This is a genomic window from Marinococcus tarijensis, assembly GCF_054971385.1.
This window is the reverse complement of sequence record NZ_JBQOJA010000007.1, coordinates 96,959-123,338: the sequence shown is the minus strand read 5'-3', so window position 1 is coordinate 123,338 and position 26,380 is coordinate 96,959. Positions and strand designations below refer to the sequence as shown.

Annotated in this window: 27 protein-coding genes and 1 pseudogene; 21 read left to right on the top strand and 7 right to left on the bottom strand. The window is 47.3% G+C overall.

Features of this window, described 5'->3' with window-relative positions:
- Window positions 1-103: 103 nt before the first annotated feature.
- The 10 genes and pseudogenes from ACTTK7_RS06085 to ACTTK7_RS06040 all read left to right on the top strand — a co-directional run bounded on the left by ACTTK7_RS06085 (window position 104) and on the right by ACTTK7_RS06040 (window position 9,654).
- Complete coding sequence (locus ACTTK7_RS06085) at window positions 104-1,120, top strand: Gfo/Idh/MocA family protein (protein WP_462866632.1); 1,017 nt, start codon at window positions 104-106, stop codon at window positions 1,118-1,120.
- A 24-nt stretch (window positions 1,121-1,144) separates the two neighbouring features.
- The gene (locus tag ACTTK7_RS06080) at window positions 1,145-1,969 is read left to right on the top strand and encodes a sugar phosphate isomerase/epimerase family protein (RefSeq protein WP_462866631.1); all 825 of its coding nucleotides are present in this window, start codon (window positions 1,145-1,147) and stop codon (window positions 1,967-1,969) included.
- A 108-nt stretch (window positions 1,970-2,077) separates the two neighbouring features.
- Entirely contained in the window at window positions 2,078-3,274 is a 1,197-nt protein-coding gene (locus ACTTK7_RS06075) for a Gfo/Idh/MocA family protein (protein ID WP_462866629.1), read from the top strand.
- 13 nt (window positions 3,275-3,287) lie between these two features.
- Window positions 3,288-4,328 (top strand): Gfo/Idh/MocA family oxidoreductase, encoded by a 1,041-nt coding sequence (locus tag ACTTK7_RS06070; RefSeq protein ID WP_462866628.1) that lies wholly within the window; start codon window positions 3,288-3,290, stop codon window positions 4,326-4,328.
- A gap of 239 nt (window positions 4,329-4,567) precedes the next feature.
- On the top strand, window positions 4,568-6,007 hold the full coding sequence (locus ACTTK7_RS06065) for a sugar porter family MFS transporter (protein WP_462866626.1): 1,440 nt from the start codon (window positions 4,568-4,570) through the stop codon (window positions 6,005-6,007).
- A 64-nt stretch (window positions 6,008-6,071) separates the two neighbouring features.
- A complete protein-coding gene (locus ACTTK7_RS06060; RefSeq protein WP_462866624.1) occupies window positions 6,072-6,902 on the top strand; it encodes a sugar phosphate isomerase/epimerase family protein in 831 nt (276 codons plus the stop codon).
- 141 nt (window positions 6,903-7,043) lie between these two features.
- A pseudogene (locus ACTTK7_RS06055) lies at window positions 7,044-7,142 on the top strand (LacI family DNA-binding transcriptional regulator); the annotation flags it as partial.
- A 209-nt stretch (window positions 7,143-7,351) separates the two neighbouring features.
- Complete coding sequence (locus tag ACTTK7_RS06050) at window positions 7,352-7,738, top strand: RrF2 family transcriptional regulator (RefSeq protein ID WP_462866623.1); 387 nt, start codon at window positions 7,352-7,354, stop codon at window positions 7,736-7,738.
- 68 nt (window positions 7,739-7,806) lie between these two features.
- Window positions 7,807-8,715, top strand: coding sequence for an NAD(P)/FAD-dependent oxidoreductase (locus ACTTK7_RS06045; protein ID WP_462866622.1), 909 nt, complete (start codon window positions 7,807-7,809; stop codon window positions 8,713-8,715).
- Window positions 8,716-8,784: 69 nt separating this feature from the next.
- The gene (locus ACTTK7_RS06040) at window positions 8,785-9,654 is read left to right on the top strand and encodes a PhzF family phenazine biosynthesis protein (RefSeq protein WP_462866621.1); all 870 of its coding nucleotides are present in this window, start codon (window positions 8,785-8,787) and stop codon (window positions 9,652-9,654) included.
- Window positions 9,655-9,658: 4 nt separating this feature from the next.
- Here the strand turns inward: ACTTK7_RS06040 and ACTTK7_RS06035 are convergent, their stop codons facing one another.
- The gene (locus ACTTK7_RS06035; protein ID WP_462866619.1) at window positions 9,659-10,234 is read right to left on the bottom strand and encodes a DUF4256 domain-containing protein; all 576 of its coding nucleotides are present in this window, start codon (window positions 10,232-10,234) and stop codon (window positions 9,659-9,661) included.
- 135 nt (window positions 10,235-10,369) lie between these two features.
- Between ACTTK7_RS06035 and ACTTK7_RS06030 the strand changes: the two genes are divergently transcribed.
- Window positions 10,370-11,128, top strand: coding sequence for an SDR family NAD(P)-dependent oxidoreductase (locus ACTTK7_RS06030; RefSeq protein ID WP_462866618.1), 759 nt, complete (start codon window positions 10,370-10,372; stop codon window positions 11,126-11,128).
- Between the two features lie 74 nt (window positions 11,129-11,202).
- Here ACTTK7_RS06030 and ACTTK7_RS06025 read toward each other — a convergent pair whose 3' ends face one another.
- Entirely contained in the window at window positions 11,203-11,334 is a 132-nt protein-coding gene (locus ACTTK7_RS06025; protein WP_462866616.1) for a hypothetical protein, read from the bottom strand.
- Between the two features lie 239 nt (window positions 11,335-11,573).
- Between ACTTK7_RS06025 and ACTTK7_RS06020 the strand changes: the two genes are divergently transcribed.
- On the top strand, window positions 11,574-12,287 hold the full coding sequence (locus ACTTK7_RS06020) for a class I SAM-dependent methyltransferase (RefSeq protein WP_462866614.1): 714 nt from the start codon (window positions 11,574-11,576) through the stop codon (window positions 12,285-12,287).
- Here ACTTK7_RS06020 and ACTTK7_RS06015 read toward each other — a convergent pair.
- Entirely contained in the window at window positions 12,284-13,051 is a 768-nt protein-coding gene (locus ACTTK7_RS06015) for a helix-turn-helix domain-containing protein (protein WP_462866613.1), read from the bottom strand. The two genes, ACTTK7_RS06020 and ACTTK7_RS06015, sit on opposite strands and share 4 nt — an antisense overlap.
- A gap of 118 nt (window positions 13,052-13,169) precedes the next feature.
- On the opposite strand from ACTTK7_RS06015, the gene ACTTK7_RS06010 reads away from it, so the two are divergent.
- The 4 genes from ACTTK7_RS06010 (at window position 13,170) to ACTTK7_RS05995 (ending at window position 17,642) form a co-directional block, all read left to right on the top strand.
- Window positions 13,170-15,092 carry a right-handed parallel beta-helix repeat-containing protein gene (locus tag ACTTK7_RS06010; RefSeq protein WP_462866611.1) on the top strand — a complete coding sequence of 641 codons (1,923 nt, stop codon included), beginning with the start codon at window positions 13,170-13,172 and terminating at the stop codon, window positions 15,090-15,092.
- A 140-nt stretch (window positions 15,093-15,232) separates the two neighbouring features.
- On the top strand, window positions 15,233-16,513 hold the full coding sequence (gene hisD / locus ACTTK7_RS06005) for a histidinol dehydrogenase (protein WP_462866609.1): 1,281 nt from the start codon (window positions 15,233-15,235) through the stop codon (window positions 16,511-16,513).
- Window positions 16,514-16,562: 49 nt separating this feature from the next.
- Window positions 16,563-17,369 carry an SDR family NAD(P)-dependent oxidoreductase gene (locus ACTTK7_RS06000; protein WP_462866608.1) on the top strand — a complete coding sequence of 269 codons (807 nt, stop codon included), beginning with the start codon at window positions 16,563-16,565 and terminating at the stop codon, window positions 17,367-17,369.
- A gap of 96 nt (window positions 17,370-17,465) precedes the next feature.
- On the top strand, window positions 17,466-17,642 hold the full coding sequence (locus ACTTK7_RS05995) for a CsbD family protein (protein ID WP_298786090.1): 177 nt from the start codon (window positions 17,466-17,468) through the stop codon (window positions 17,640-17,642).
- A 93-nt stretch (window positions 17,643-17,735) separates the two neighbouring features.
- On the opposite strand, the gene ACTTK7_RS05990 is transcribed toward ACTTK7_RS05995, so the two are convergent.
- Genes ACTTK7_RS05990 through ACTTK7_RS05980 form a run of 3 tightly spaced genes read right to left on the bottom strand, consistent with a single transcriptional unit; the run spans window position 17,736 to window position 21,054 of the window.
- Window positions 17,736-19,226 (bottom strand): phytoene desaturase family protein, encoded by a 1,491-nt coding sequence (locus ACTTK7_RS05990; RefSeq protein ID WP_462866605.1) that lies wholly within the window; start codon window positions 19,224-19,226, stop codon window positions 17,736-17,738.
- The gene (locus tag ACTTK7_RS05985) at window positions 19,223-20,329 is read right to left on the bottom strand and encodes a glycosyltransferase family 2 protein (protein WP_462866604.1); all 1,107 of its coding nucleotides are present in this window, start codon (window positions 20,327-20,329) and stop codon (window positions 19,223-19,225) included. The genes ACTTK7_RS05990 and ACTTK7_RS05985 overlap by 4 nt, the downstream gene beginning before the upstream one ends.
- Window positions 20,330-20,343: 14 nt before the next feature.
- A complete protein-coding gene (locus ACTTK7_RS05980; protein WP_462866603.1) occupies window positions 20,344-21,054 on the bottom strand; it encodes a lysophospholipid acyltransferase family protein in 711 nt (236 codons plus the stop codon).
- Between the two features lie 279 nt (window positions 21,055-21,333).
- On the opposite strand from ACTTK7_RS05980, the gene ACTTK7_RS05975 reads away from it, so the two are divergent.
- Window positions 21,334-21,834 (top strand): PTS sugar transporter subunit IIA, encoded by a 501-nt coding sequence (locus tag ACTTK7_RS05975; RefSeq protein WP_298786081.1) that lies wholly within the window; start codon window positions 21,334-21,336, stop codon window positions 21,832-21,834.
- Between the two features lie 50 nt (window positions 21,835-21,884).
- On the opposite strand, the gene uppP is transcribed toward ACTTK7_RS05975, so the two are convergent.
- Window positions 21,885-22,715 carry an undecaprenyl-diphosphatase UppP gene (gene uppP, locus ACTTK7_RS05970; RefSeq protein WP_462866602.1) on the bottom strand — a complete coding sequence of 277 codons (831 nt, stop codon included), beginning with the start codon at window positions 22,713-22,715 and terminating at the stop codon, window positions 21,885-21,887.
- 154 nt (window positions 22,716-22,869) lie between these two features.
- On the opposite strand from uppP, the gene ACTTK7_RS05965 reads away from it, so the two are divergent.
- The 4 genes from ACTTK7_RS05965 to deoB all read left to right on the top strand — a co-directional run bounded on the left by ACTTK7_RS05965 (window position 22,870) and on the right by deoB (window position 26,379).
- Complete coding sequence (locus tag ACTTK7_RS05965; protein ID WP_462866601.1) at window positions 22,870-23,409, top strand: NUDIX hydrolase; 540 nt, start codon at window positions 22,870-22,872, stop codon at window positions 23,407-23,409.
- Between the two features lie 225 nt (window positions 23,410-23,634).
- Entirely contained in the window at window positions 23,635-24,123 is a 489-nt protein-coding gene (gene fur, locus ACTTK7_RS05960; protein WP_462866599.1) for a ferric iron uptake transcriptional regulator, read from the top strand.
- Window positions 24,124-24,278: 155 nt separating this feature from the next.
- The gene (gene xerD, locus ACTTK7_RS05955) at window positions 24,279-25,166 is read left to right on the top strand and encodes a site-specific tyrosine recombinase XerD (RefSeq protein WP_462866597.1); all 888 of its coding nucleotides are present in this window, start codon (window positions 24,279-24,281) and stop codon (window positions 25,164-25,166) included.
- Between the two features lie 19 nt (window positions 25,167-25,185).
- Window positions 25,186-26,379, top strand: a complete 1,194-nt coding sequence (gene deoB, locus ACTTK7_RS05950; protein ID WP_462866596.1) for a phosphopentomutase — start codon at window positions 25,186-25,188, stop codon at window positions 26,377-26,379.
- Window position 26,380 lies beyond the last annotated feature (1 nt).

Below are 26,380 nucleotides of genomic sequence, written 5' to 3'. Positions count from 1 at the left end.
ACTCGTATTAATAAAATTTTTGAAAGGGTTTACATAAAAAATATTTATTACAATAAGTTTACTTCACAGCGAAAGCGCTTACTTTAAATTGGGAGGTTTTACCATGGAAAAAATCAAAGTAGGATTTCTAGGATCTGGATTTATTGCATCTGTTCACGGTACGATTCTGCAGGAAGATCAACGTGTAGAGATCGTTGGAGTTGCGGATATTGTGCTAGAGAACGCTAAAAAATTAGCGAATAAACTGGAAGGAAATATTGAAGCCGTCGAAACACTGGACGACCTGATTGCTTTAGGAGTCGACACGGTATATGTCACAACACCAAATACGACCCACGTAGAGCCTGTCATCCAATGTCTAGACAATGATCTGAATGTGTTCAGTGAAAAACCAATGGCGGTAACGGAGGAAGGCGCTGAAAAAATCAGGGCAGCGGCCAGAAAATCAAAAGGTGTTTACAATTTAGGCATGAACCGCCGTTATGCCAACACACATAAAAAAGTAAAAGAATGGATGGAGGAAGGAGTGCTTGATCCATATCTGGGTCAGTTTAAACTCAACCGGGGTGAACTGCTGAAACCGGAATGGACAGCTGATTCAAGTAAGACGGGAGGGTTTTTATATGAAACCACTATTCATCAGATTGATCTGCTTCCGTACTTTTTTGGACCGGTAAAAACCGTGCGATGTGAAGCAAGACAAAACCTATCTGATAACGAATTTGATGATTTTGCTGTGCTCGTAACGTTTGAAAATGGAGGTATCGCTACACTTGTCTCTTCTGCTCATTCCGGATGGAGCTTTCCATTCGAGGCAATCGAGATCTACGGGAAATATGCTACGGCGACAACAGCGGAGCTTGAGACGGTTCGCTTATCACCGGGACTCGAACAACAGATGATATCCGAAGATTATTCGCAGGTTCCGTTTTATGAAAAAGGCGGATACATTACAGAGGACCGGCTGTTTATCGACGCGTTGATCAACAATACTGCCCCTCCGGTTGATGTGGATGACGCGTATCAATTAACGATGTTAGTGAACGCCATTTATGAAAGTGCCAGAACGGGTAAAGAAATAGACTTTGCAAGCAGAGTGAGAGCGTTGAAACAAATATAGAAAACCCGTGGAAGGAGAATGGAGATGAAGTTTTCAATATGCAGCTGGGTGTTTGGCAATCAGCCGATTGAGCAAACGATGCAAAACGTAGCGGAGATGGGATATGATGAAATTGAAATTCATGCCCATGACTACAACTGGGGCGAGCTAAACACACTAGCAGACGAATTGCGGTTAACAATTCGCGGCATAACAGCAAATGCAGGATGGCCCGATAAAACAACCGATCTGTCCCAGACAGATCCGGCAATGCGAAAAAAAGCGGTCGAATATTTTCACGAACAAATCGATCGGGTCGCTAACGCTGGAGCAGAATACTTTGTGATGTCTCCGTGTGCGCCCGGAAAATCGACTCCTGAAGATGGGGCCCTGCAAAACTGGAACGCGGCTGTACAGTCCTTGCAAGAATTAGCACCTTATGCAGCAGCCAATAATATTACTTTAGTACAAGAGCCACTCAACCGGTATGAAAGCTGTATTATCAACAACGGAGCCGAAGCTCGTAGATTTGTAAAAGAAGTTAACCATTCTTCAGTGAGAACAATGCTTGATACGTTTCATATGAATATTGAAGAAACGAATTTTGAAGAAGCATTTCGTGATGCAGGAGATGCTTTAGCTCACATTCATGTGGCAGACACTAATAGGCGGGGAATCAACAAAGGACGTCTTAACTGGCAAGCATTTGCTGACATTGTGAAACAAAGCGGCTATAACGGCACCATCACGTTAGAATGCCTGCCTCCAGGCAAGGATCCGTTTAATCCTGATAAGGGAGAAGAGCCGAGAGAAAAATTATATGAAGACGCAGCCAGCTCCATAATTGAGATGAAACAATTATTCTTATAAAAGCGTAAATTTTTAATTTTTACTTAAGCGCTTAAGTGTATTGCAGGATTTCGTAACCTAAATTGAACAGCTTCTGGCACAGAGAGAAAACATGGAGGTGGAGAACCAGTGGGAGAAGAAAAGAAAACAATTAATGTTGGAATGGTGGGCTACAAAATGATGGGTAGAGCCCACAGCCATGCGTATCGGGACGTTCCCTTCTACTTTGATAACCTGGTAACGCCCAGACTCGATACGATCGTCGGAAGGGACTCCTCGCGAGTCGGACCGGCAGCTGAAAAGATGGGCTGGGCCCGTCATGCTACAGACTGGCGTTCCCTTATTAACCGCAGCGATATTGATTTAGTCGATATAGTAACTCCTAATGATACCCATAGCGAGATTGCTGTTGCAGCAGCGGAGGCCGGCAAGCACGTGCTGTGTGAAAAACCTCTGGCCTTGTCCGTGGAAGAGGCCGTGCGGATGCGTGATGCGGTAAAGAAAAACAATGTTACTCATATGCTCTGTCACAATTACCGGTTCGCTCCGGCAGTACAGTTTGCCAAACAGCTGATTGACAGTGGAAAACTGGGGCGTATTTATCACATCCGTGCCACGTTTCTGCAGGATTGGTTGATGGATCCGAATTATCCGCTTACCTGGCGTATGCAGAAAAATATCTCGGGCTCCGGTACGCTCGGGGACCTGGGTGCTCATATTATTGATCTTGCCAGGTTTTTGGTTGGGGAGTTTGACGAAGTAGCGGGAATGATGAAGACCTTTATTAAAGAGCGTCCGCTTGGTGACACTGTACACAATCTAAAGACAGAGATCCGTGAAGGCGAGTGGGGGGAAGTAACGGTAGATGATGCCTCCGCTTTTCTTGCCACCTTCGAGAACGGGGCGATGGGAACGTTTGAAGCCTCCCGGTTCAGCCGGGGCAACCGTGCGGGCAACCGCTTTGAAATTAACGGAGAAAAAGGATCGATCCGCTGGGATATGGAAAACATGAATAATTTAGAAGTTTACTTTGAAGAAGATGAAGCGGGACTTCAGGGATTCAAAACGATTAACTGTACCGAAGCAGAACACCCTTTTGCGGGAAATTATTGGCCCGCAGCCCATATCCTCGGGTACGAGCACACCTTCGTCAATTTGGTTGCTTCTCTTATGAATAACATTGGAAATCAGACGAGCGGAGCGCCGAATTTTGAAGACGGAGTGAGGAATCAGGCCATTTTGGAGGCCGTCGATCGTTCCGTACACAAACGCGGCTGGACAGCCGTTTCTGACATTTATAAACCAGACAGTGTGGAAATGAACTAAAGGAGGAAGTTTCATGGCACAACAGGATGTACGAGTAGCAGTGTTAGGTCTTGGAAGACTGGGGATGTTTCACGCAAGCAACATGATGAATAAAGTAAAGGGAGCAGAGCTTGTGCTGATTTGCGACCCGATCGCTGAGCATGCCCAAAGGGCCGCTGACCAGCTCGGGGTGCCGGCGTGGACCGCGGATCCGAAGGAAGTGTTCAAGAACTCGGACATTGATGCAGTAGTCATCGTTACACCGACGAGCACGCATGCAGATATGATTAAACAGGCCGCAGCGCACGGCAAGCAGATATTTGTGGAAAAGCCGCTCACGTCCACGGTTGAAGAAGCAGATGAGGTCATTGATGTGGTGAGACAAGCGGATGTCATCTGCCAGGTTGGCTTTATGCGCCGGTACGACCCGGGATACTTTGATGCCAAACAACGGATTGACGCCGGGGAAATTGGCAGGCCGATATATTTTAAAGGCTTCACCCGCGACAGCGGTTCTCCGCCGGCCTCCTTTATCAAAAACAGCGGCGGTATCTTTCTGGACTGCTCGATTCACGATTATGACATTGCCCGGTATTTAATGAGCTCGGAAATCTCTTCGGTTTCCGGTCACGGACGGATTTTGATGAACCCATTTATGGAAGAATACAACGATGTCGACCAGGCGATTACGTACCTGGAGTTTGAAAACGGCGGGGCGGGTGATGTGGAAGCAAGCCGGAACTCCCCGTACGGTCATGATATCCGGGCTGAAATCATTGGAACAGAAGGAGCCATCTTTGTCGGCTCCCTGCGTAACAGCGATGTGACGGTTCAAAGCAGCACAGGCAGCAATCATGAGATTGTACCGAATTTCCAGATGAGATTCCGGGAAGCATATGTGCAGGAGCTCGAACAGTTTATCAAATGTGTCAAAGGCGAAGAGCAGCCGCGGGTGACATCCGTGGATTCGAAAATTAACATGCAGGTAGCGCTCGCAGCCACCCGTTCCTATATGAATAACGGAAAACGGATCGATATGCAGGAACTGTACCATGACAAAGTATACGAGCTGTAAAAAGAAGCAAAGACCCTGTTGGATGGTTTAAGCGGTTCTATAGCAAATCAGCTTACGTTGAAAAAGCAAACGTGATTAAAAAGACAGGTAATTCATGCGAGAAATTCTTTGGCAGAACAATCCGTATAATAGTAAACATTTTTCCTGGAGTTACGAAGATGGTTCCTCGTATTGACTCTATTTCTTTTAAGGAATGAAAGGGGGGAAGGAGGGGGAGTTTTCCCTCTCTTAAACATCAAATGAGAAACAATCAAAGTTTTTATATTGTGTCAGTGGCGCTGGTTGCTTCATTGGGCGGACTGCTTTTTGGTTATGATACGGCTGTTATTGCAGGGGCGGAACAATCGGTTCAGCTGTATCTCGTAGATAGTCTGGGGTTAGGATCGCTAATTCACGGCTTAACCGTTTCGAGTGCATTGGCCGGCTGTATCATTGGTGCGCTGTTGTCGGGGATTATTGCTAACAATATAGGCCGGCGTAACACACTAGTTATTGCCGCAACTCTTTTTGCTTTATCGGCTCTGGGTTCTGCCTATCCGGAAATTCTGTTTTTCACTCCTGGCGAACCGACTTTATCGCTTTTGATTACCTTTAATCTGTACCGCATCCTTGGCGGCATCGGCGTAGGTCTTGCTTCGGCAATCGCTCCAGTGTACATCAGTGAGATGAGTCCTCAGCATATACGGGGGAAGCTCGTCGTGTTATACAATATGGCAGTCGTTTTCGGCCAGACCGTAGTATATATCGTTAACTGGGGCATTGTTCGCGGTCAGTCAGCGGCATGGGTAGATGATACAGGTTGGAGACTGATGTTTGCGTCCGAGATCGTCCCGGCAGCCCTGTTTTTCTTCCTGCTACTATTTATCCCGGAAACCCCCAGGTATCTGGCGCTTAAAAATTCGAACACTCAAGCATATAATGTACTGGAAAAATTGCATGGGTCCAAGGACATAGCCGATCGTACACTTTCAAGCATTCAAGAATCATTGAATACGAAAGTACAGAAAGTTAATTTATTTTATTACGGTAAGCTGGTTTTGATCGTTGGATTTACTATTGCTGTTTTGCAGCAGTTTATCGGAATTAATATTATTCTTTATTATGCTCCGAGAATTTTTGAAAGTCTTGGTGCCGGGCAATCTGCTTCGATGCTACAAACCATTTTAGTAGGGGTTATCGGTGTTGTTGTTTCGTTGATCGCGATTCGCCTTATTGAAAAAAATGGAAGGAAATTTCTGCTTCTGTTAGGTTCAGCAGGCTGTGCTATTTGTTTAGTGACTGTAGCAATGCTGTTCTTTGCTGGTATTTACGGTGTGGCTACCCTCGTGTTCATTTTAGGATTTGTCGCCTTTTTCCAAATGACCTGGGGACCGGTCGCTTGGGTCATGCTTTCAGAAATGTTTCCAAACAAAATCAGAGGGCAGGCAATGTCTTTCGCTGTAACGCTCGTATGGGGAGCTAATTTATTAGCTTCCACAACGTTTCCTCCGTTAAATGCAGCTTTTGGTGTCGGTTCATTTTTGATCTATGGTTCGGTGAGCACATTCGCGTTCTTTTTCGTCTGGAAGTTTGTTCCTGAAACAAAAAATAAATCTCTCGAAGAAATTGAACAGATTTGGCTTGATCAAAAATCAAAAGCTAACAAAACAAAAGCAGATAAACAGTTTAAATCTTCATAAAATAAAACGGCACGAAACATGCAGTAAATTCCCAGTTTGTTATAAATAAAGGAGAGGTTTTAAAGTGCAAATAGGTTTGAACGGGTCGACAACGAATCAATGTAATTTAATCGAAGACATTGAAGTAGCGACAAAGGCAGGGTTTGAAACACTAGAACTTCGCACGTATAAGCTCGATTCCTATTTGGAAGATCATTCAGTCCAAGAGCTCGCTGAACGCTTTCAAGAATCTGGAGTGCGTCCCTACGCCATCAATTCCGTTGAGTTTTTTAACATGAAACCAGAGCTTGAACAGCAGAAAATGCTGCAGGAAACGGAGCGCTGGTGCCGGATCGCTTCAAAAATTGGGTGCCCCTACGTGATTGCTGTTCCCAGCGAAGCACCAGAGGGAACACCTAAGGAAGATATTATTGAAAATACGTCTCAGATGCTGAAGCGTATGGGAGATATTGCAGCAAAACACAATGTGAGTATAGCTTTTGAATTCATTGGCTATAAAACTTTTTCCGTCAATGAGTTGAAAACGGCTGATGATATTGTATCGCGTGCGGATCATTCCAATGTCGGTCTGGTGCTTGACGCTTACCACTTCTTTATTGGAGAATCGAAACTTGAGGATCTCGAGCAGTTAAATAAAGATAAATTATTTATTTTTCATATTGACGATGCTGAAGAAGTTCCGGAAGAAGAGCGGACGGAGGCAAATCGGGTGTTTCCGACGCTTGGAATTATTCCATTGAGGGATATCGGAAAAACTCTGGAGCGTATTGGCTACGATGGGGTTGCCAGCCTGGAGCTTTTTCGTGAAGAATATTGGAATATGGACAAACAGGAGTGCGCGAACACTGCCTATTATTATGTAGAAAAGGCTCTTCATGAAATGGCTTCAACATAAACGGTGCTTATAAAAGCTTTTTGTATTCGTTAAAAAGGGAAGTAATTGAATATTTCATGTGTATTTGTTTATAATAAATTGTTAATAGGTATAAACGTTGAAGGAAAAGGGCAGCCAATAAGGAAGAGAAAGAGGAAAAACATGAAACCAACCATATACGATGTGGCCGAAAAGGCGGGGGTTTCAATTGCTACGGTTTCAAAAGTCATTAATGATAAACCTGACGTTGGGCAAAAAACAAAAAGCGGAAACATTGACGTGGATGTTACAGTGGCTTAACCTGTTTCAAGAAATACAGGGGAACGACCCTGAAATTGTAAAGATTGGTGCTGGAGAATGCCCTCCATCATCAGTCTTTTTATTTTGGTTTTTAGTATTTAATCTTGTGAAATAAAAAATATAAGTATATAATAGATTTATAATATCTATAATTGGAAGTGAAAAACGATATGAAATTTTCAAAAGCCACCGACTACGCCCTGCATGCGCTGGTGTATATGATTCATCGTGATGGGGAGACAACCAAAATCCCGGTCCAGGATTTATCGTTAGCACTGAATGTGTCTACCACGTACTTATCCAAAGTATTAACGCGTATCGTAAAGGCGAATTACATTAGCTCGACGAGCGGTGCCAAAGGCGGATACAGGCTGCAGCAGAACTGGGAAAACGTGAGCGTGTACGATATTGTGGTGGCGATCGACGGCGTGCAGACGCTGTTTGAAGACAGCTTTGATCACGGAGAGGAATGCAGAATTCAGGCAGTCATGATGGAAGCGCAGGAAAATTTAATCAGCACGCTAAAAAACAAAAAGCTGAAGGATTTGACGGTGTAGCAGATCCTTTTTGCTTTATTATAATTATAGATAAAAAGAATCTTTAATATACAGGAAGGAGTTTTAAAATGATGTACGACGTAATTATTATTGGTGGAGGACCGGCTGGATTAAGTGCGGCGCTTTATTTTGGAAGAGGATTAAAAAGGGCGCTGATTATTGATGAGGATAAGCCGAGAAACATTGTAACGCATGAAACGCACTCCTATTTAACCCAGGACAGAGTGACTCCGCAGACGTTCCGGAAGCGGGCCAGAGAAGATGCGCTGAAGTACGGGGGCAATAAGCTGTTAGAGGATAGAGTGACTGCAGTGCAGCAGCAGAATGACGGCTTTATCGTTCGAACGCTGACAGGACAGTTTCATTCAAAACAGGTGTTGGTTGCCTCGGGCTTAATCGAACAGCTGCCGGAGATTAAAAATATCGAACACTATTACGGGCAGAGCGTCTTTTACTGCCCGTGGTGCGACGGCTGGGAAATGAGAGACAAAAAGCTTGCCGTCCTTAATCCGGACGAGCGGGTCATGCATATGGTGATGCTTCTCTCCAACTGGACAAACAAACTTGAAGTATTCACCGACGGCCACACGAGCCTGACCGAAGAAAATCAGAAGATACTGGAAGAGAAAAATATTCCTTATCATTTGGAGAAAATTGACGAAATGTCTGGAGAGAAGGGACAGCTTCAGGCTGTTAGAATGGCCGGCGGGGAAACGGTGGAGGTAGAGGGTGCTTTTACGTATGTGCACTGGAACACCAATTATGAATTTTTAAGCGGTCTGGACGTGGAGCGGGATGAAAACGGGCGGTTTGTGCTCAGTCAGTTCGGAGAAACCTCTGTGAAAGGCCTGTATGTGGCAGGTGAAGAAAAGGACAACTTTGGCAGCCAGCTGATAGCGGCAGCGGCGAACGGCGGGGAGGTTGCAGGATTCATGATGATGGGGCAGATTCAGGAGACGTTTAACCAAGACGCATAAAAGAGACGGATGTTAAAGGCCTTCTAAGTGCTATAATAAACCTGAAAGCTAATGAAATGAGGGAGAAAAGTGAGCTATCAGGTTGTACACACCACCGTGTTTTCGATGGAAAAGGGCGGAGGTAACCCGTGCCCAGTCGTTTTGGACGCGGATCATCTTTCCACAAAAACAATGCAGCAGATGACAAAGGAGCTTGCGCATGAGTCAGCCTTCGTTATGTCCTCCACCCGACCGGATTGTGATCTGAAGCTTCGTTTCTTTGTCCCCTCCCACGAAATGGAAATGTGCATTCACGCCACCATAGGGAGCATCACGGTTTTAGTGAATAAAGGAGCCATTGGCCATTCCCCGGTCGTTGTGGAGACCATGCTTGGGCCTGTAAATGTAAAATGGGAAAAGCATGATTCAAAGCTGGAGATAAGTGTCGAACAGTTTCCGCCCGGGTTTCTGAACACCGTTCCGTCGAAAAAAGAAATAGGCCGGGCGCTGAATATTAAACCAGAGGAACTGGCGGCATGGCCGGTGCAATCCGTTTCCACGTCCCGTTATAAATTAATGATCCCTTTAAAAAGCGTAGAAACGTTGAACGCGCTTCAGCCTGATTTTAATTATCTCTGGGGTTTATGTGACGAGTTCAACACGACCGGATTTTATCCTTTCGCTGTTTCACAACAATACGAAAAATACGTGCAGGCACGCCAGTTTCCCCGAAGAGCCGGATACCCGGAGGACCCGGCCACCGGGGTGGCTGCCTCGGCCTTAGGCGCTTATTTAACGGCTCATAAGATTTGGCCTCCAGTAAAGGAAGGGTGGAATACCTTTCGCATTGTTCAGGGAGTCGCTATGGGAAAACCGAGCATGATTGAATCGGAAACGTTTGTACAAGATCATCAAATTGTAAACACCCGGATCAAAGGAAGCGCCGAAGAATTGAAATAGTGTTTTATACTTTCAGTATGCCCCGGAAGCCTCTCGCGGCGTAATAAGATTCGGCACCGTTATGGTAGACGAACGTGCGGCCGTACCGGTGGTCGCCAAACAAAGCGCCGCCCCGTTTTCTTATAGACACGGGCGTCTGAATCCAGCTTGACGTTTTCATATCAACTGTTTCCAGCTGCTGAAGAGTGTGGTACTGCTCTTCAGTTAAAAGGTCGATACCCATAGCCTGAGCCATGTCGACAGCAGTTGTTTCAGGCTTATGCTTCTTTCTTGAGTCCAGTGCTTCGCGGTCATAGCAGACGCTTCGGCGACCTTTAGGGCTTTCGGTCGAGCAGTCACAGAAAAAATATTTATTCTCTTCACGGCCATAGCCAATCACGTCCGGTTTTCCGCCGGTCGCTTCCATTTCGTTCAATGACCACAGTTTTTCGTCGTCTGGCTCAAGCTTTTCCAAGACAGAAGCCCATACTAACTCTTTATGGCGGTGCATGTGCTGTTCGAAACGGTCTTCGAGTGCTGCCAGAATAGATTTCTTTTGTTCGGGAGACAGCTTTTGAATAGAGCTATTCTTTTCATCCATTAAGAACCCCTCCTTAAGACTTTATGGATTTGTATAAATTATACCATCCCAAGGGGTATTGATTACCTGCCACGCATAATGGGTATTTATACGAGAGAAAACGGATGAGTCTGAATCATTGAAGGAGGAACTAGATTGGCACGCTTACAAAACAAAGTTGCAATTGTGACCGGGGCAGCCGGCGGGATTGGCCTCGGCACCGCCAGACTGTTTGCAGAAGAGGGGGCGAAGGTTATAGCAGCCGACGTTCAGATCGACCTGCTGCAGGAGGAAGTAAAGAAAATACAGGACGAGGGGGCAGACATTACTGCCTTCGAGCTGGATACCACCTCAGAGGAAAATTGGAAAAAGGCGGTTCAACAAGCGGTGGATACCTACGGGCAGGTGGATATTCTGGTAAATAATGCAGGCATCCACTATCCGAGCAAAATTCTCGAAACCTCCCTGGAGGAATGGAATCAAGTCATGAACGTGGATTCGACCGGGTACTTTCTCGGAATGCGCGAGGTAATTCCGGAAATGCAGAAGGTGGGTCAGGGATCGATAATTAATATAGCTTCGATGGCCGCCTTAACCGGGTCCGGAGCGGCTGGCGGCAATGGCACAGCCTACAGTGCAGCCAAAGGGGCGATACGTTCGATGACGAAGCACGTGGCTGCGCACTTTGCCGAAGAAAGCATTCGGGCAAACAGCATTCATCCCGGCCCGATCCGGACGCCAATCATGGGCGAGCGACAGAAAACCATTTCAGAGGATAATCAGGACGTTGTGCCTCTTCCGCCCCACCACGGGGAAGCGGTGGACATTGCCTACGCCGCCCTGTACTATGCTTCCGAAGAATCCCGGTTTGTAACCGGGGACGAGATGGTCGTTGACGGAGGATCGTTAGCGTAACCTCCACCCTCGTTTCGTTTATAAATAAAAAAGAAAATGCTCTGCGTGCTTAGACACGCAGAGCATTTTTGTCGTTATTCATCTTCGTTGTTTGGAATTTCTTCCGGCATGCCGTCGGACTCTTCGTCATCCCCGCAGGCTGCAAGAAAGCTTGAAGAGGTAACCATAAGAAGAGTAACCATGATAATTTTAAGCCGCTGTTTCATTAAAATTTACTCCTTTCCTCAACTCATAAGCACTTCTAAACTCCGAAAAATTTTGTTAATCATATTACCGATACCCTGTAAACGAATATATGTAACACTATTAACCTTCCTGAAAATCATGTTGTATGTGATTATCGCAAGTGCTCTTAGACGCAGAATCTAAAATATGTAAATAGCTTACCTTGGGGACAGACTTGTGCTACCGTGAGGGTAATCTTTTTTATTTGAGGTGAGCAGAGTTGAGTGGAGAGAAGAAAACGAAGCTTGAGTTGGATCGTATTATTTTTATCGGACGCACATTTGATGAATATCTGGATATGTTTGCACTTTCCAAAGCAAGGATTCAGGGAAGCCGCATTCTTGATTGCCTGGCCGGGGCCTGTTCGTTTACGGCCGTGGCAAACAGGCTGGGAGCAGAGGTAACAGCCTGTGATATTGCGTATGATCACCGTGGTGAAGATCTGAATCAAAAAGGCCTTCAGGATATTGAGCACGCGGCTGCACATATAACGAAAGCCAAAGATAATTATGAATGGAATTACATAAGCAGTATAGAGGATTTGAAAAACAGACGTACACAGGCGCTGCACGACTGTTCGGAAGATATGCGTAATTCAGGCGGGCGGTATGTTCCAGCGGTACTGCCGGTGCTTCCCTTTGAGGACGGCGCCTTCGACCTGATTTTGTCCGCCCATTTTCTGTTTATGTATGCCGACCACCTGAGCTATGAATTTCACATCGACACACTCACAGAATTACTGAGAGTAGCAAAAGAGGAAGTGCGCATTTTTCCGTTGGTGGATCTGAAGGGCGACCGGTACGAACACCTGGACACAGTGATTGAATATTTAGCAACGAAAGGTTATGTGGTGGAAGAGGTCTTTGTTTCGTATGAATTTCAACGGAAGGCGAATTCATTTCTCCGGATCACGAAATCCTCCACCGGTAATTAAGTCTGTTGGGATGAAAGCTCCCGAAATTTGCGGGGCGAATCGCGGACAAATGCCTGGAAGTTCCGGTTAAATGAGCGGAGGCTGCTGTAGCCGCAGTCTGCAGCAATTTCCCCAATCGGCTGCTGACTGCTTTTCAGTAAATAACAGGCACGCGATATCCGGTAATAGTTTAAGTACTCGGTAAATGTCATGCCTGCCATTTGAACAAACAGCTTGGACAGGTAGGGATAGTCATACTGCAAATGTTCAGCCACCGCTTTTAATGTACATTCGGCGGCGTAATTATTATCCACATACAAAAGTATTTGATGAAGTATTTTCGTTTTCGCTGAATATTGGACGGGCTTGAAATCGGTGTTTTCTTCTAAAGTACTGCATATGCCATACAAAAAGCTTTTCTGTCTGTAGACGGAACCCCGGGGCGGCAGCTGTACGTCCGGCGAAAGAGAGAACGCGTTATTTACAGGGATAAAGCCTTTATAATCCATAAAAAAACGGCCGATCAATTCAGGAGAAAAAATAATAATGGTAATAGCGGAATGCCCGACCGTGGTAAATTCATGCATCTGATTATTAAAAATAAAGGCCGCGTGATTTTGCTGCAGAAGATACTCTTTCTGATCAATGGTTACCCGCACCTGTCCTTCATGGACAATGATCAGTTCATAGGCACGGTGAAAGTGAAGCGGAAAGCTGAAATTAGTTAAGGTAATACTTTGAAATGATTCCTGTTCTTCGACTCCGTGAGGCTCAAAAAAGACCAAAGCCGTATCCCCCTTTCAGAAACACTAATATTGTCTTATATTATACTATTTTTTGAATAGAAGCATAAGCAGCTGCCCGCCTATAATAAAAATAGATTGATAGAAGGGGGAAAGCTTCATGGCATTTGAATATCACGTAGCAAAAAACGGATCTGACAAAAACGAAGGCACACTAGAAAATCCTTTTTTAACAATTAATAAAGCAGCTTCACTGGCCGCCGCGGGACACACCGTAGTGGTGCATGAAGGTGAATATAGAGAATGGGTGAAGCCGCGAAATGGAGGCCGTAGTGAGAACCGGAGAATTACATATACCGCTGCTCCCGGAGAAAAAGCAGTGATTAAAGGTTCGGAACAAATTGACTACTGGGAACAGGTGGAGGGAACGGTCTGGAAGGCAGTGGTTCCAAACACATTATTTGGCGACTACAACCCGTTTACTGAAAAAATATTCGGGGACTGGGTCGTCCATAACCCGGGCAGGCATCTGGGCGATGTATATTTAAACGGAATGTCTTTTTACGAAGCAGAAACCTTTACGGAAGTGCTGAATCCCGAAAAACAGACTGAGGTTTTGGACCACTGGACAAAAACGACTGTTCCTGTCCTTCACCCGGAGCAGACAACGTACCGTTGGTATGCGGAAGCAGACAGCAGCCACACAACAATTTTCGCCAATTTTCAAGAAGCTGATCCGAATAAAGAGCTGGTGGAAATAAACGTTCGGAAAGCCTGCTTTTACCCGGAATTGACGGGGCTCAACTATATCACGGTGCAGGGGTTTGAAATGGCCCAAGCAGCAACGCCGTGGACCCCTCCGACAGCGGATCAGCCGGGATTGATCGGCCCGAACTGGAGCAAGGGATGGGTTATTGAAAACAACGTGATTCACGATTCCAAATGCAGTGCGATCAGTATTGGAAAGGAAGCATCCACCGGGGACAACTACCGGACGAAAAGAAAGGACAAACCGGGCTATCAGTACCAGCTGGAATCTGTGTTTCTGGCCCGGCAGATTGGCTGGAGCAAGGAGCGCATCGGCTCTCACATTATCCGCGACAACACCATTTATGATTGCGGCCAGAACGCGGTGGTCGGTCATCTGGGCTGCGTGTTCAGCGAGATCTATCATAACCACATTTATAACATTGCGTTAAAGCGGGAGTTTTTTGGCCATGAGATTGCGGGGATTAAACTGCACGCAGCAATTGATGTCCAAATTCACAGCAACCGTATCCATGACTGCTCGCTTGGGGTGTGGCTCGACTGGCAGACCCAGGGTACAAGAGTAAGTAAAAACCTATTTTATAGGAACAGCCGCGATCTTTTTGTAGAAGTGAGCAGCGGGCCGTATGTGGTGGACCATAACATTTTAACAGCAGACTATGCCCTGGATAATCATGCGCAGGGCGGAGCTTACGTCAATAATCTGATTGCGGGCAAAATGGTGCACAAGAAGATGCTGGACCGGGCCACACCGTATCACGTGCCCCACAGCACGGAGGTATCAGGATTTGCGCCTGTGTACGGCGGGGATGACCGTTTTTATAATAACCTGTTTGTAGGAAAATCAGATTTGGCTGATGTGGGCACATCCCATTTTAACGGATACACGGGGTCACTTGAGGAGTATATCGAAAAGGTGGATCAGGTAGGTGGGGACCATGAAGCGTTCCACAGCATAGAGCAGCCGGTCTATATTAATCATAATGCTTACTTTAATGGAGCCGTTCCGTTTGAAGGAGAGCAGGAGGCATTAACTAAAAACGCTTTTGAGCCTCAGCTTATGATAATTGAAAAAGGGGATGAGGTGTACCTTTCCTGTGAACTGCCTGATGAATTTGAACAAATGCGCGGGGAGGTAAAGCATACAGGAAACCTGGAGCGCGCGCGTATCGTGGATGCGGATTTTGAAAACCCGGACGGAAGCGGGCTCCGGATAGACAATGACTTCCTAGGAAAGCAAAAAGCCAAAACGGACGTGCCGGGACCAATTGGGCAGCTGCAGGCTGGTAAAAGTGAAATAAAGGTGTGGGGTTAATTTTTAATGATACGGTGCCTGTTTATGGTAAACAGGTGCCGTATTTTTTATGAGGGGACGCCAGGTTATTTAATAAAGCGTTTACAAAATTGTTGGTTTGTTTTATGTTGAATACGTATTCAAAAAAAGGAGGATGCTTGATGGCCACTTATTTGAAACGAGGAAAAAGCGATCAGGAAAATCAGGAGGCGGATACAAAGGTTCAGCAGGCGGTGCAGGGGATCATTCATGACGTAGAGCAGCGGGGAGATAAAGCGGTCCGGGAGCTCTCGGAAAAATTCGACAAATGGTCGCCGGAAACGTTCCGACTGTCGCCGGAAACCATTCAGCAGGTGATCGATGAACTGCCGCAGCAGGTGATTGATGATATTACCTTTGCCCAGTCGCAAATTCAAAATTTTGCCCGGCATCAGCGGGAGTCCATCCGGGATATTGAAGTGGAAACGCGGCCCGGCGTGATTTTAGGACATAAAAATATCCCGGTGAACAGTGTGGGCTGCTTTGTTCCGGGCGGACGCTATCCAATGGTGGCTTCTTCCCACATGAGTATTGTCACAGCGAAGGTAGCCGGGGTCGAAAGAGTGATCGCCTGCACGCCTCCGACTAACGGGGAAATACCGGCAGCCACGGTGGCAGCCATGCATATGGCCGGAGCGGATGAAATCTATCTGCTGGGAGGAGTCCAGGCAATGACTGCGATGGCTGTCGGCACGGAGACAATTCAGCCGGTGGATATGATCGTCGGTCCAGGCAACGCTTTTGTAGCGGAAGCAAAGCGGCAGCTGTACGGCAGAGTGGGCATTGACTTATTTGCAGGCCCGACCGAAACGCTCGTGATTGCTGATGAAACAGCCGATGTCGAAATGGTAGCCACCGATATTCTCGGTCAGGCAGAGCACGGGCCCACATCCCCGGGGGCCCTCATTACAACGTCCCAATTGCTTGCCGAGTCTTTGGAGGAGGAAATTGCCCGTCAGTTAAAAACCCTCCCGACAGCGGAAGTCGCAGAGCAGGCGTGGCAGGATAATGGTTCTATCATCGTCGTGGAAAATGTGGAGGAAGCTGTTCAGGAGGCGGACAAGCTCGCCTATGAACACGTAGAAGTCCTCACCAGGGATCCGGATTACTTTCTGGAAAACATGACAAACTACGGAGCACTCTTTCTTGGGCCGGAAACGAATGTCGCCTACGGGGATAAAGTAATTGGAACCAACCATACACTCCCGACCAAGCAGGCGGCAAAATATACGGGCGGTTTATGGGTAGGCAAGTTTTTAAAAAACTGTACGTATCAGCGCGTGACAAAAAAAGCCAGTGTTGAAATAGGCAGATACGCCGAACGGCTGTGTGAGCTCGAAGGCTTCGAGGGACATAAGGCCCAGGCGTCACTACGTGTGCAAAGATACAGCACGACTGACTGAACACCGGCGCGATATTGAGCCGCTTATTATGTAAATAGTTGATAAAAGCTTGCCTGTTAATGTATACGTATTCATAAAAGGAGGGAAAGCCATCAGCCCTAATCTGTTTTCTTTAGAAGGAAAAACGATGGTCGTTACAGGCGCTAACAAAGGCATTGGAAAAGAAATAGCGGTCATGCTGGCTGAGGCCGGTGCCCGTGTGGCTCTGGTAGCCAGGGAGGAGCAGGCTTTACAGGAAACAGCCCGGATAATTCAGGAGAAAGGTCAACCGGCCGAGCCGTTCCCATTTGATTTAACTGAAATAAAACATTTGGATGAACTGTTTGAGGGCATTTATAAACGGTTCGGCCGGATCGACGTACTTCTGAACAATGCCGGGACGAATATCCCGGCTCCGGCGAAAGAAGTAACGGAGGAGCAGTGGGACCGCATCCATGACATTAATTTAAAAAGCGTCTTTTTTGCCTGTCAGGCAGCGGGCAGGTGGATGCGTAAAGCAGGACAGGGCAAAATCATCAATATGTCCTCCCAGATGGCTTTTGTGGGGTATTACAACCGCGCTGCCTACAGCTCGAGCAAGGGAGGCGTTACACAGTTGACAAAATCCCTGGCTATTGAGTGGGCTTCTGACGGCATCAACGTTAATGCTTTAGCTCCGACCTTTATTGAAACTCCAATGACAGAAAAAATGTTTGAGGATACAAAATTTAAAAAGGAAGTGCTTGCCAGAATTCCGCTTGGCAGGCTGGCCTGTCCCGAGGATCTGTTCGGAGCGGTCGCTTTTCTCAGCTCGGCTTCCTCCGATATGGTAACCGGACAGACGATCGTCGTCGATGGCGGCTGGACGGTCTGGTGAAAAACTGCAAATAATACACAAATCGAAACTCTGCCGTTTGACGACGGCTGCTGAAGGGAACTCCTGCTGTAGACAGACATCATGGAGGGATCACAGATGAGCAGTAAAAAGGGTTTTGGTGACAAACTAAAAGGAAACGCGAACAAGGTTAAGGGAGAAGCAAAAGACCGGATGGGAAGCGCGACAAACAATTCAAAAATGCAGCGTGAAGGAAAGAAAGATAAGCTTAAAGGCGTTGCCCAGGATAAAAAAGGCGATTTTAAAAATAAATAATCATCATCCTTCTAATGAAAACAGCCCCGCTCACGATAAAAGCGGGGCTGTTTGTATGTGCCGGTGATATGGAAAGGCAGAAGGCTGTTTCGGTCATCTATTTCCCCAGAAGTCGAGCAGAATGCCATTATCCTTAAGCAGGGCGGAGGCAGCCAGAACGCCGCTGGTGGTTACCATTGGCGAACCGCCGCCGGGGTGGGTGGAGCCGCCGGCAAAATAAACATTCTTCAAATCCTGGGAGCGGTTGAAGGGCCGCAGAAACGCATCCTTCCGACGGTTGGAGGCAAGACCGTAAATGGAGCCTTTGTATGCGCCAAATGTCTCTTCGAGATAAGACGGACCCAGTACTTGCTCTTCCACAATATGCGGACGCAGAAAAAGGTCAAATTCCTCCAGCTTGTCGTATACCAGGTTTTTGTAGGACTGTTTTTCTTCCTCTGTCATAGCGCCTCCGGGAAGTGCCGGGGCATTAATTAGAATAAACAGATTGTCGCCATCCGGGGACTGGCCGTGGTCGCTGTACGAAGAGTTGCTGATATAAACGGTCGGATCATCCGGAAACAATCCATGCTTAAGCTGTTCAAATTCTTCAGGATAATCCGCAGAAAAATACACCTGATGATGCTTCAACTGCGACAGGCGGGTGTTCAGCCCGGCCATGATTACAAACGCGGAAATCGATGGCTCAGGATTCTTTGGAACTGTTCGGTCTTGCTGAGCGGAGGCCGGGAAAAGCAGCGGATACTGGCTGAGAAGGTCACCGTTTAGTACCACGCTGTCCACCTCCAGAGAGCCCGAGGCCGCATAAACAGTTTGAGCATGTCCATTGTGTTTGGAGACGTGGTGCACAGGATCATTGAACGAAAAGGTGACACCAAGCTCTCTGGCCGTTTCATAAAACACATCGGCAATTTTCACATTTCCGCCCGGAGTATAGTATACGCCATCAGCAAGCTCAAGGTGGGCAATCAGCGCAAACGTTGCCGGGGTATCGTACGGAGAAGAACCGATATAGGTCGCATAACGGTCGAACGCCTGCTGTACATCCGGATGCTTAAAGAACCGGCGGTGGAAAGCATGCATGGTAGTAGCCGGACGCACTTTGCGAAGAGCAAGGGCAAGCCCCGGGGAAAGGTAATCCAACGGTGACTCAAAGGTGCGCTGCAGAAAATTTGCCGTGGCGAGCTTGTAAAGCCGCTTGACCTCCCGAAGGTAGTCATCGTACCGTGAGGCGTCTGCTTCCGAAAGGCGGGCAATAGCCCGTTTTGTTTCGGCGGCGTCTGAAGAAACCTCGAGCGTGCTGCCGTCAGGGAAATAATTACGGGTGTGCTCCGGCAGCTGCCTGAACGGAAGGAGATTTTCGGGCTCCCTGCCGGCAAAAGCAAGCACGCGGCGAAATATATCCGGCATCGTAATGGTGTTGGGTCCGTAATCAAATGCGTGGGTTCCAAGCTGGAACAGGCGGAGCTTTCCTCCAGCCCGTTCGTTTTTTTCATATACAGTAACATTCTGGCCGGTTTTGGCGAGCACGATGGCAGCGCTTAAGCCGCCGAGCCCGGCACCGATAACAGCAGTAGTGGTCATTGGTAGGTCCGCCCTTTCCAAGAGTAGCCTTTTTTCGTTTTATCCAAATAAATCGAGTACAGCAGCACAGCGATCATGACCCCCGAAGAAAGAGGCTGAACAAGTACCGTCCACCACGGGTGGGAAGCTTTTATGGTAATGCCGGTGCGAAGCACAGCTGTCAGCACATATGGAATGGCCAGCTGCCACTCGGCTAGAACAACGGCAGCGAGCAGAAGAAAGGCCGGCACGATAAAAAAAAGCGTATGCACAGCAATGACTGCCACAGCAATGACTGCTGAGCGGCCGATCCCCGGGAAAATATTTTTACTGAAGCCAAGCCACGCTTCCCTGCTCGACTTGTACATATAGCAGGTAACGGCCGAGCCCGGAGAAACAAGCAGTGTTTTTAAACCCTGTGATTTTATATTTTGGGCAAGCGCCATATCATCAACGAGTGCCTGTTTAACAGCGGCATGTCCACCTGCCTGGTCATAGGCCGGCCGGCTGAAAAATAAAAAAGCTCCGTGCGCTGCAGTAAAAGCCCTCCAGGTGGTGCGGTTGGCAACTGGAACAGGAAGATGGGCATACACGACAAAATGCTGCATATACACAAGCAGCCGGCCCCAGAAGCCCTCTGTTTTGAAATGAGGAAATCCGGTAACCAGGCCGGCGTCATGCTTCTGAAGAGCGCCCTCTGCCCATCGAAGGGCATCCGCGTGCACTCGTACGTCAGCATCAATAAAGCACAAATACTGTCCGGAAGCTTCCCGGGAAAGCTGATGACAGGCATGCACCTTGCCGTTCCAGCCTTCCGGAAGCGCAGTCCCTTCAATGTAACGTGCATTGGGCCAAGAGCGGACAGCAACCTGGAGGAGCATTTTTGTGCGGTCCGTGGAATGGTCATCGAGAAAGATGAATTCTGTTTTTAGATCGTCGGCCTGGCGGAGGCTCCGCACAAGCGCCGGCACGTTTCGTTCTTCATTGCGAAGCGGTACAAGCACGCTGATTAAGCCCGGGCGCTTTGGAAAAGAAAAAGAGGCGAGAGAAGGCAGAGTCCACACATTAATGAACGTAAATATCGTCCAGGCACTGAGGATACATACGAGAATCCATAGAAACATGGCGGGCGTCCTTTCTATTTTTTCTGCCGGAGGCCGGTCCACCAGCTGCTCATTGTCTGCGAACCTCTCAAAACAGTAGTGTAGTTGTCCAGGTGCTCGTACGCGATGTCTTCACGCATCTCGTCCCACTGATGCTGCAGATGGCGCTCAAGTGCATCCTGGGCTGCCGCTCTTGAAGCGAGGTTTTCCGGTGTCCGCGGGAGCGGTGGGCCAATATTGATAAAAATTTCAGGCTTTTGATGATGCAAAAATGTGTAGTGCATCGTAACCGGTACAAATGGAACGTCCACCCTGGGAAGAAGGTAGGAAATGCCGGGCTGAAGGGTGATCGGAAAATGATCGGCGTGGATTTCCGCCCCCTGCGGGAACAGCCAAACGTGATGGCCGTTTACGAGCTTCTCTTCTGTATAGCGGAGGGCATGGATAACGTCCCGGCGGCTGCTGCGGTCCACCGAATAGGCCCCGAGCCTGCGGAAGAAAGGAAATTCACGCAGTCCTTCTTCGTCCATCATGACGTAGCCGGGATGGCGGAACCAGTATTTATTTAAAAAGTAGATTAAAAGGCCGTCCCACCAGTTGCTGTGATTGACATAAAAAAGCGCAGCATCATCGGTGTAGATGCTGTTGTTGTGCATATGTACGGCAGAAAAATGCTTTTGGATCAAGCGCCGGTCATACAAATAAAACAACTTTTCAAAAAGCGGCTGCTTATTTTCCGTAATCATCTGCGCACCTCCTACGTTTGACTGTATGTATGGAAATCAGGTTTAAATTGCTGCAAAAAGAAGGTATATACAATTAGAATAGAGTCCTATTCCTTCTTCCTGCTCATTTAAAACGTATTGTACAAGCGTTCAAAAAAGAGCGTTTCGTCTGCATTATGTAGCTTGTAATGATAAAAATGTTCCGGAAGGTTTGTGCGCAGGCGTGAAGTTCGTTACACTTACTAAAGCATCCGCACAGCTTGAACGCAGTTGTGACTATATAAAAAGGAAGTGAATGATATGTTAAAAAAATTATTTGGAAAAGAGCAAAAGCCTGTAGACGTTACAATAAAATCACCAGTCAGCGGAGCATTCGTTGATATTACAGAAGTGCCGGATCCAACATTTTCAGAAAAAATGATGGGAGAAGGATTTGCGGTGGATCCATCGGAAGGAATTATTCTTTCCCCGGTCAAAGGGAAGGTAGAGCAAATCTTTCCCACGAAACACGCCATCGGTATTCGTTCCGAAGAAGGCCTGGATGTATTAATTCATATCGGTCTTGAAACGGTGTCTCTTGACGGAGAAGGCTTTACATGCAAAGTATCCGAGGGAGACAGCGTCGAAGAGGGGGAGCTGCTGATGGAATTTGATATGGATGTGATCAGTGAAAAAGCTGCCAGCAAAATCACACCGGTCGTATTCACGGAAGGCGATCAGGTGGAAAACATTCAGATGAACAGTGAGAACCGCCTGAAAGCGGGAGAAACGGTGGTAGCGACAGTCACTGTAAAAAAATAATGAAATACAAAATCCAGCCGGCCCCGGCTGGATTTTTATGTTATAAATCGTTATTCAACTACTGTACTTCCTGGATCGAGAAATAAAATAGTCACAAGCGCGAGTAGAAAGCAGTAGATCGCAAAGTAGGTGAGCTTTCCTTTATTCAGGAAGTTTATCAGCCAGACGATGCCAAGCCATGAAGTGATCAGTGAGGCAATGAATGCAGCAACAAGCGATACTGCCCCAATAGAAGCGAGGCTGCCATCTGTAATATCACCGAGGGCGAGCACTGTTGATCCTAAAATGACAGGGATCGACAGCAGAAATGAAAAACGGACCGACGTCTCCCGGTCCAGGCCGGAAAACAATGCGGCAATCAGCGTGCTTCCGGATCTTGAAATACCTGGAATGACAGCCACCGTCTGTGCGAGGCCAACAATGACCGCATCAAGCGTCGTCATTTCATTAACTGTACGGCTGCCAATGGTATAGGCCCGCTCGATAATGATGAGAAAAATGCCGGTAAGGGTGAGCGATATAGCGATCATCACCGGCGTTTTCAGGGCGCTGCCAAGCGAATCTTCAAGGAAGACACCAAGAATGCCGGTAATAACGGTGGCAAGTACTATGTACAAACAAAGGAAAAATTCAGGGCGGTCCTCCCGGCGCCGTTTGGCAATGTACCGGAAAAATACCTGAATCAGATGAAGAATGTCTTTGCGGAAATAAAACATGACGGCTACGATTGATCCCAGATGCAGGAAAATTTCAAATGAGAGTCCGGGGATCGAATGGCCGAGGAGAAATTCTGCAATGATGATATGGGCGGTACTTGAAATCGGCAGGAATTCTGCAATTCCCTGGACGATTCCCAGAAAAATAGCTTCAAAAATATTCATGGGTCCAACTCCTCCATCAGATTACTTGGATAGTGTAGCAAATCTGGTGATAATTAGGAAGAGTGAAAATAAGCAAATGACTATTCTCACAGACAGTAAAAGACTGGTAAACTAAAACGAATGAATCATATTCGATGCAGAAAGGACGTTGACGATGGATTTTACAGAAAAAACAACGACTAAGAAAACAATATTCGAAGGGAAAATCGTCGATTTATCAGTGCATGACGTAACGCTTCCGGACGGGCGGAGCAGCAAACGGGAAGTGATTAATCACAGCGGGGCGGTTGCGGTGGTAGCGGTCACGCCGGAAGAAAAAATAGTTATGGTGAAGCAGTACCGGAAGCCGCTAGAAAAGCCGCTGGTGGAAATACCGGCCGGAAAACTCGAGGGCACTGACAGTCCCGAACAAACAGCGGCCAGGGAATTAAAGGAAGAAACCGGATACACTGCAGGGCGCCTGCAGAAAATTGCTTCATTTTACACCTCCCCCGGATTTGCAGACGAAATTGTTCATCTGTATGAGGCGTTCGAACTGGAGGCCGGAGAACCGGAAACCGAAGAGGATGAATTTATTGAACTGATGGAAGTAAGTGTGAAGGAAGCAGATGAATTGATCCAGAGAGAAGAAATCCATGACGCTAAAACCATGTATGCGGTGCAGTATGTAAAAACCATTCTCGGTCAGCGGTAATTGAGATTGAATATCGTCATTTATCTGTCACATAGGGGATTCATTGATAATCAACGTCTGAATGACTGAAATTGCGGGACAAATAAGGCCTATATGCAAATTTCATGCCAATTTATTTATAATGATTTTAAACTGAGAATGGTTATCGGTTTTATATTGACAGGCTTATTTAAAATTATTATAATAAGCTTATTACCCTTGAAGGAATAAGGGAGGTAGCGATAATTGGAAAATCGGGTAGAACGTATTAAAAAACAGCTGCATGAACAGAGCTACAAGCTGACCCCGCAAAGGGAAGCGACCGTACAGGTGCTTTTGGAAAATGAAGAAGATCATTTAAGTGCAGAGGATGTGTACCTTCTGGTGAAGGAAAAAGCGCCGGAAATTGGTCTTGCCACCGTGTACAGAACACTGGAATTACTTAATGAACTTGAAGTTGTGGACAAAATCAACTTCGGTGACGGAGTTTCACGGTATGACCTTCGAAAAGAAGGAGCCAGCCACTCTCATCACCATCTCGTCTGCATTGAATGCGGAACGGTTGATGAAATTCAGGAGGACCTGCTTGCAGAGGTCGAAAAGATTGTAGAAAAAGACTATCAGTTTAAAGTAAAAGATCATCGTTTAACATTCCACGGTGTCTGCCACCGCTGTCAGGCGAAGGCAAAAAAGAACAAAGAAAGTGCGGAGGCTGCTTCGCTGCACACGAATTAACATATGTACGGGCATCGTCTTTTGACAAAAAGCGGTGCTTTTTTTATTGTACAGCATAATGAAAGCGGTATATTTACTGGCGCATTCGCCCTTCCCTACTAATAAGCGACTATGCTATTCTTAGAAGGGAAGATTGGGAAGCAGGAGGCGGTCGTATGACCACGGAGGTACTGGACTTTATACATTATTGCCAAGTTGAAAAAGGCCTCTCCAAAAACACGATTCAGTCGTATCAAAGAGACCTGGAACACTATAGAAGATTTATGCAGCTCCGGGAGAAGAAATCGTGGGCGGACACTGAGCGTGCGGACATTGTGGATTTTTTGTATGCCCAAAAAGAAGCCGGACGCTCTACAGCTACGCTGGCGCGTTTTTTGTCATCGGTCCGGGCGTTCCACCAGTTTCTTCTGCGTGAGCAGGTAGTGAAAAAGGATCCTGCGGAATTGATTGAAATTCCCAAAGGAGAAAAAAAGCTTCCGACCGTGCTGTCCACTCAGGAAGTGGAGCGGCTTTTGACGGCAGCCGGAGGAACGACGGCCTTTGCAAAACGGAATCAGGCGATGCTTGAATGCATGTACGCTACGGGTCTGCGTGTTACAGAGCTGTGTGAATTGAAAATTTCTGATGTGCATCTGCAGATGGGATTTATCCGCTGTATTGGCAAAGGAAACAAAGAGCGGATTGTGCCACTTGGGAAAGTGGCCTCTGAGGCGATTGATACGTACATACATCACGGGCGCAGTACCCTGATGAAAAACAAGCGACACGACCTGTTATTCGTTAATCATCACGGCAATCCGCTTTCGAGGCAGGGGTTTTGGAAAATATTAAAAGCAACAGCAGGCAAAGCAGGGATAGAAAAAGCATTAACACCGCACACCCTGAGGCATTCCTTCGCCACCCATCTGCTTGAAAACGGGGCAGATCTGCGGGCGGTCCAGGAGATGCTCGGACACGCCGATATTTCCACCACCCAGATTTACACCCATGTATCCAACCATAAATTAAAAGATGTATACCTGCAGGCTCATCCGAGAGCCTAGCAGAAAAGGAGAGAGCGTAATGGAAAACTACAAGTATCCACGCATTTTTTTAGTTGTTATGGATTCCGTCGGTATCGGCGAAGCTCCTGACGCTGAAGAATACGGGGACAAAGGGGCCGACACGCTCGGCCATATCGCCCAGCATATGAATGGAATCAAAATTCCGAACCTTGAACGGCTCGGTCTTGGAAACATCCGGGAAATCCCGGGCGTGGAAGCGTCAGCGTCGCCAGCAGCCTCGTACGGTTATATGGAAGAGATGTCACGAAGCAAAGATACGATGACCGGCCACTGGGAAATCATGGGCCTCTATATTGACGAGCCTTTCCGCACTTTTCCGGATGGCTTTCCGGATGAGCTTTTGCAGCAGCTCGAACAGGAAACAGGCCGGGGCGTTCTCGGAAACAAAGTAGCTTCAGGTACCGAGATCATTGAAGAGCTCGGCGAAGAGCACCAAAAAACCGGAAAGCTGATTGTCTACACCTCGGCGGATTCAGTGCTTCAAATCGCCGCCCATGAGGATGAGGTGCCGATTGAAGAACTGTATGATATCTGCGAAAAAGCGCGGGCGATGACGTATGAAGCACCGTATATGATTGGCCGTGTGATCGCACGTCCGTTCATCGGAGCTCCCGGAAACTATGAACGTACATCCAACCGCCACGATTATGCGCTCAAGCCGTTTGGCCGTACGGTCATGAATGACCTCGAAGATGCCGGCCTTGACAGCATTGCCATCGGAAAAATCAGCGATATATATGACGGCGAAGGGGTGACGGAGTCGATCCGTACCTCCTCCAACATGGATGGCATGGACCGTGTCACAGAAACGGCGCAGAAATCCTTTACGGGTCTCAGCTTTTTGAATCTGGTGGACTTTGACGCCAAGTTCGGCCACCGCCGTGATCCGCAGGGTTACGGAGAGGCGCTCGAGGAATTTGACGCCAGGCTTCCGGAGCTGCTGGAAGCGATGGAGGAGAATGACCTTCTGCTTATTACTGCCGATCACGGAAACGATCCCGTGCATCACGGCACTGACCACACCCGTGAAATCGTGCCGCTGCTTGCCTACAGCAAAAGCACCTGCTCTGCTCCACTGGGCACCCGGAAAACATTTGCCGATATCGGTGCCACGGTAGCGGATAATTTCCGTCTATCCATGCCGAAGTACGGCACAAGCTTTTTACAGCAATTAAAAAGGAAGGGTGAATAAC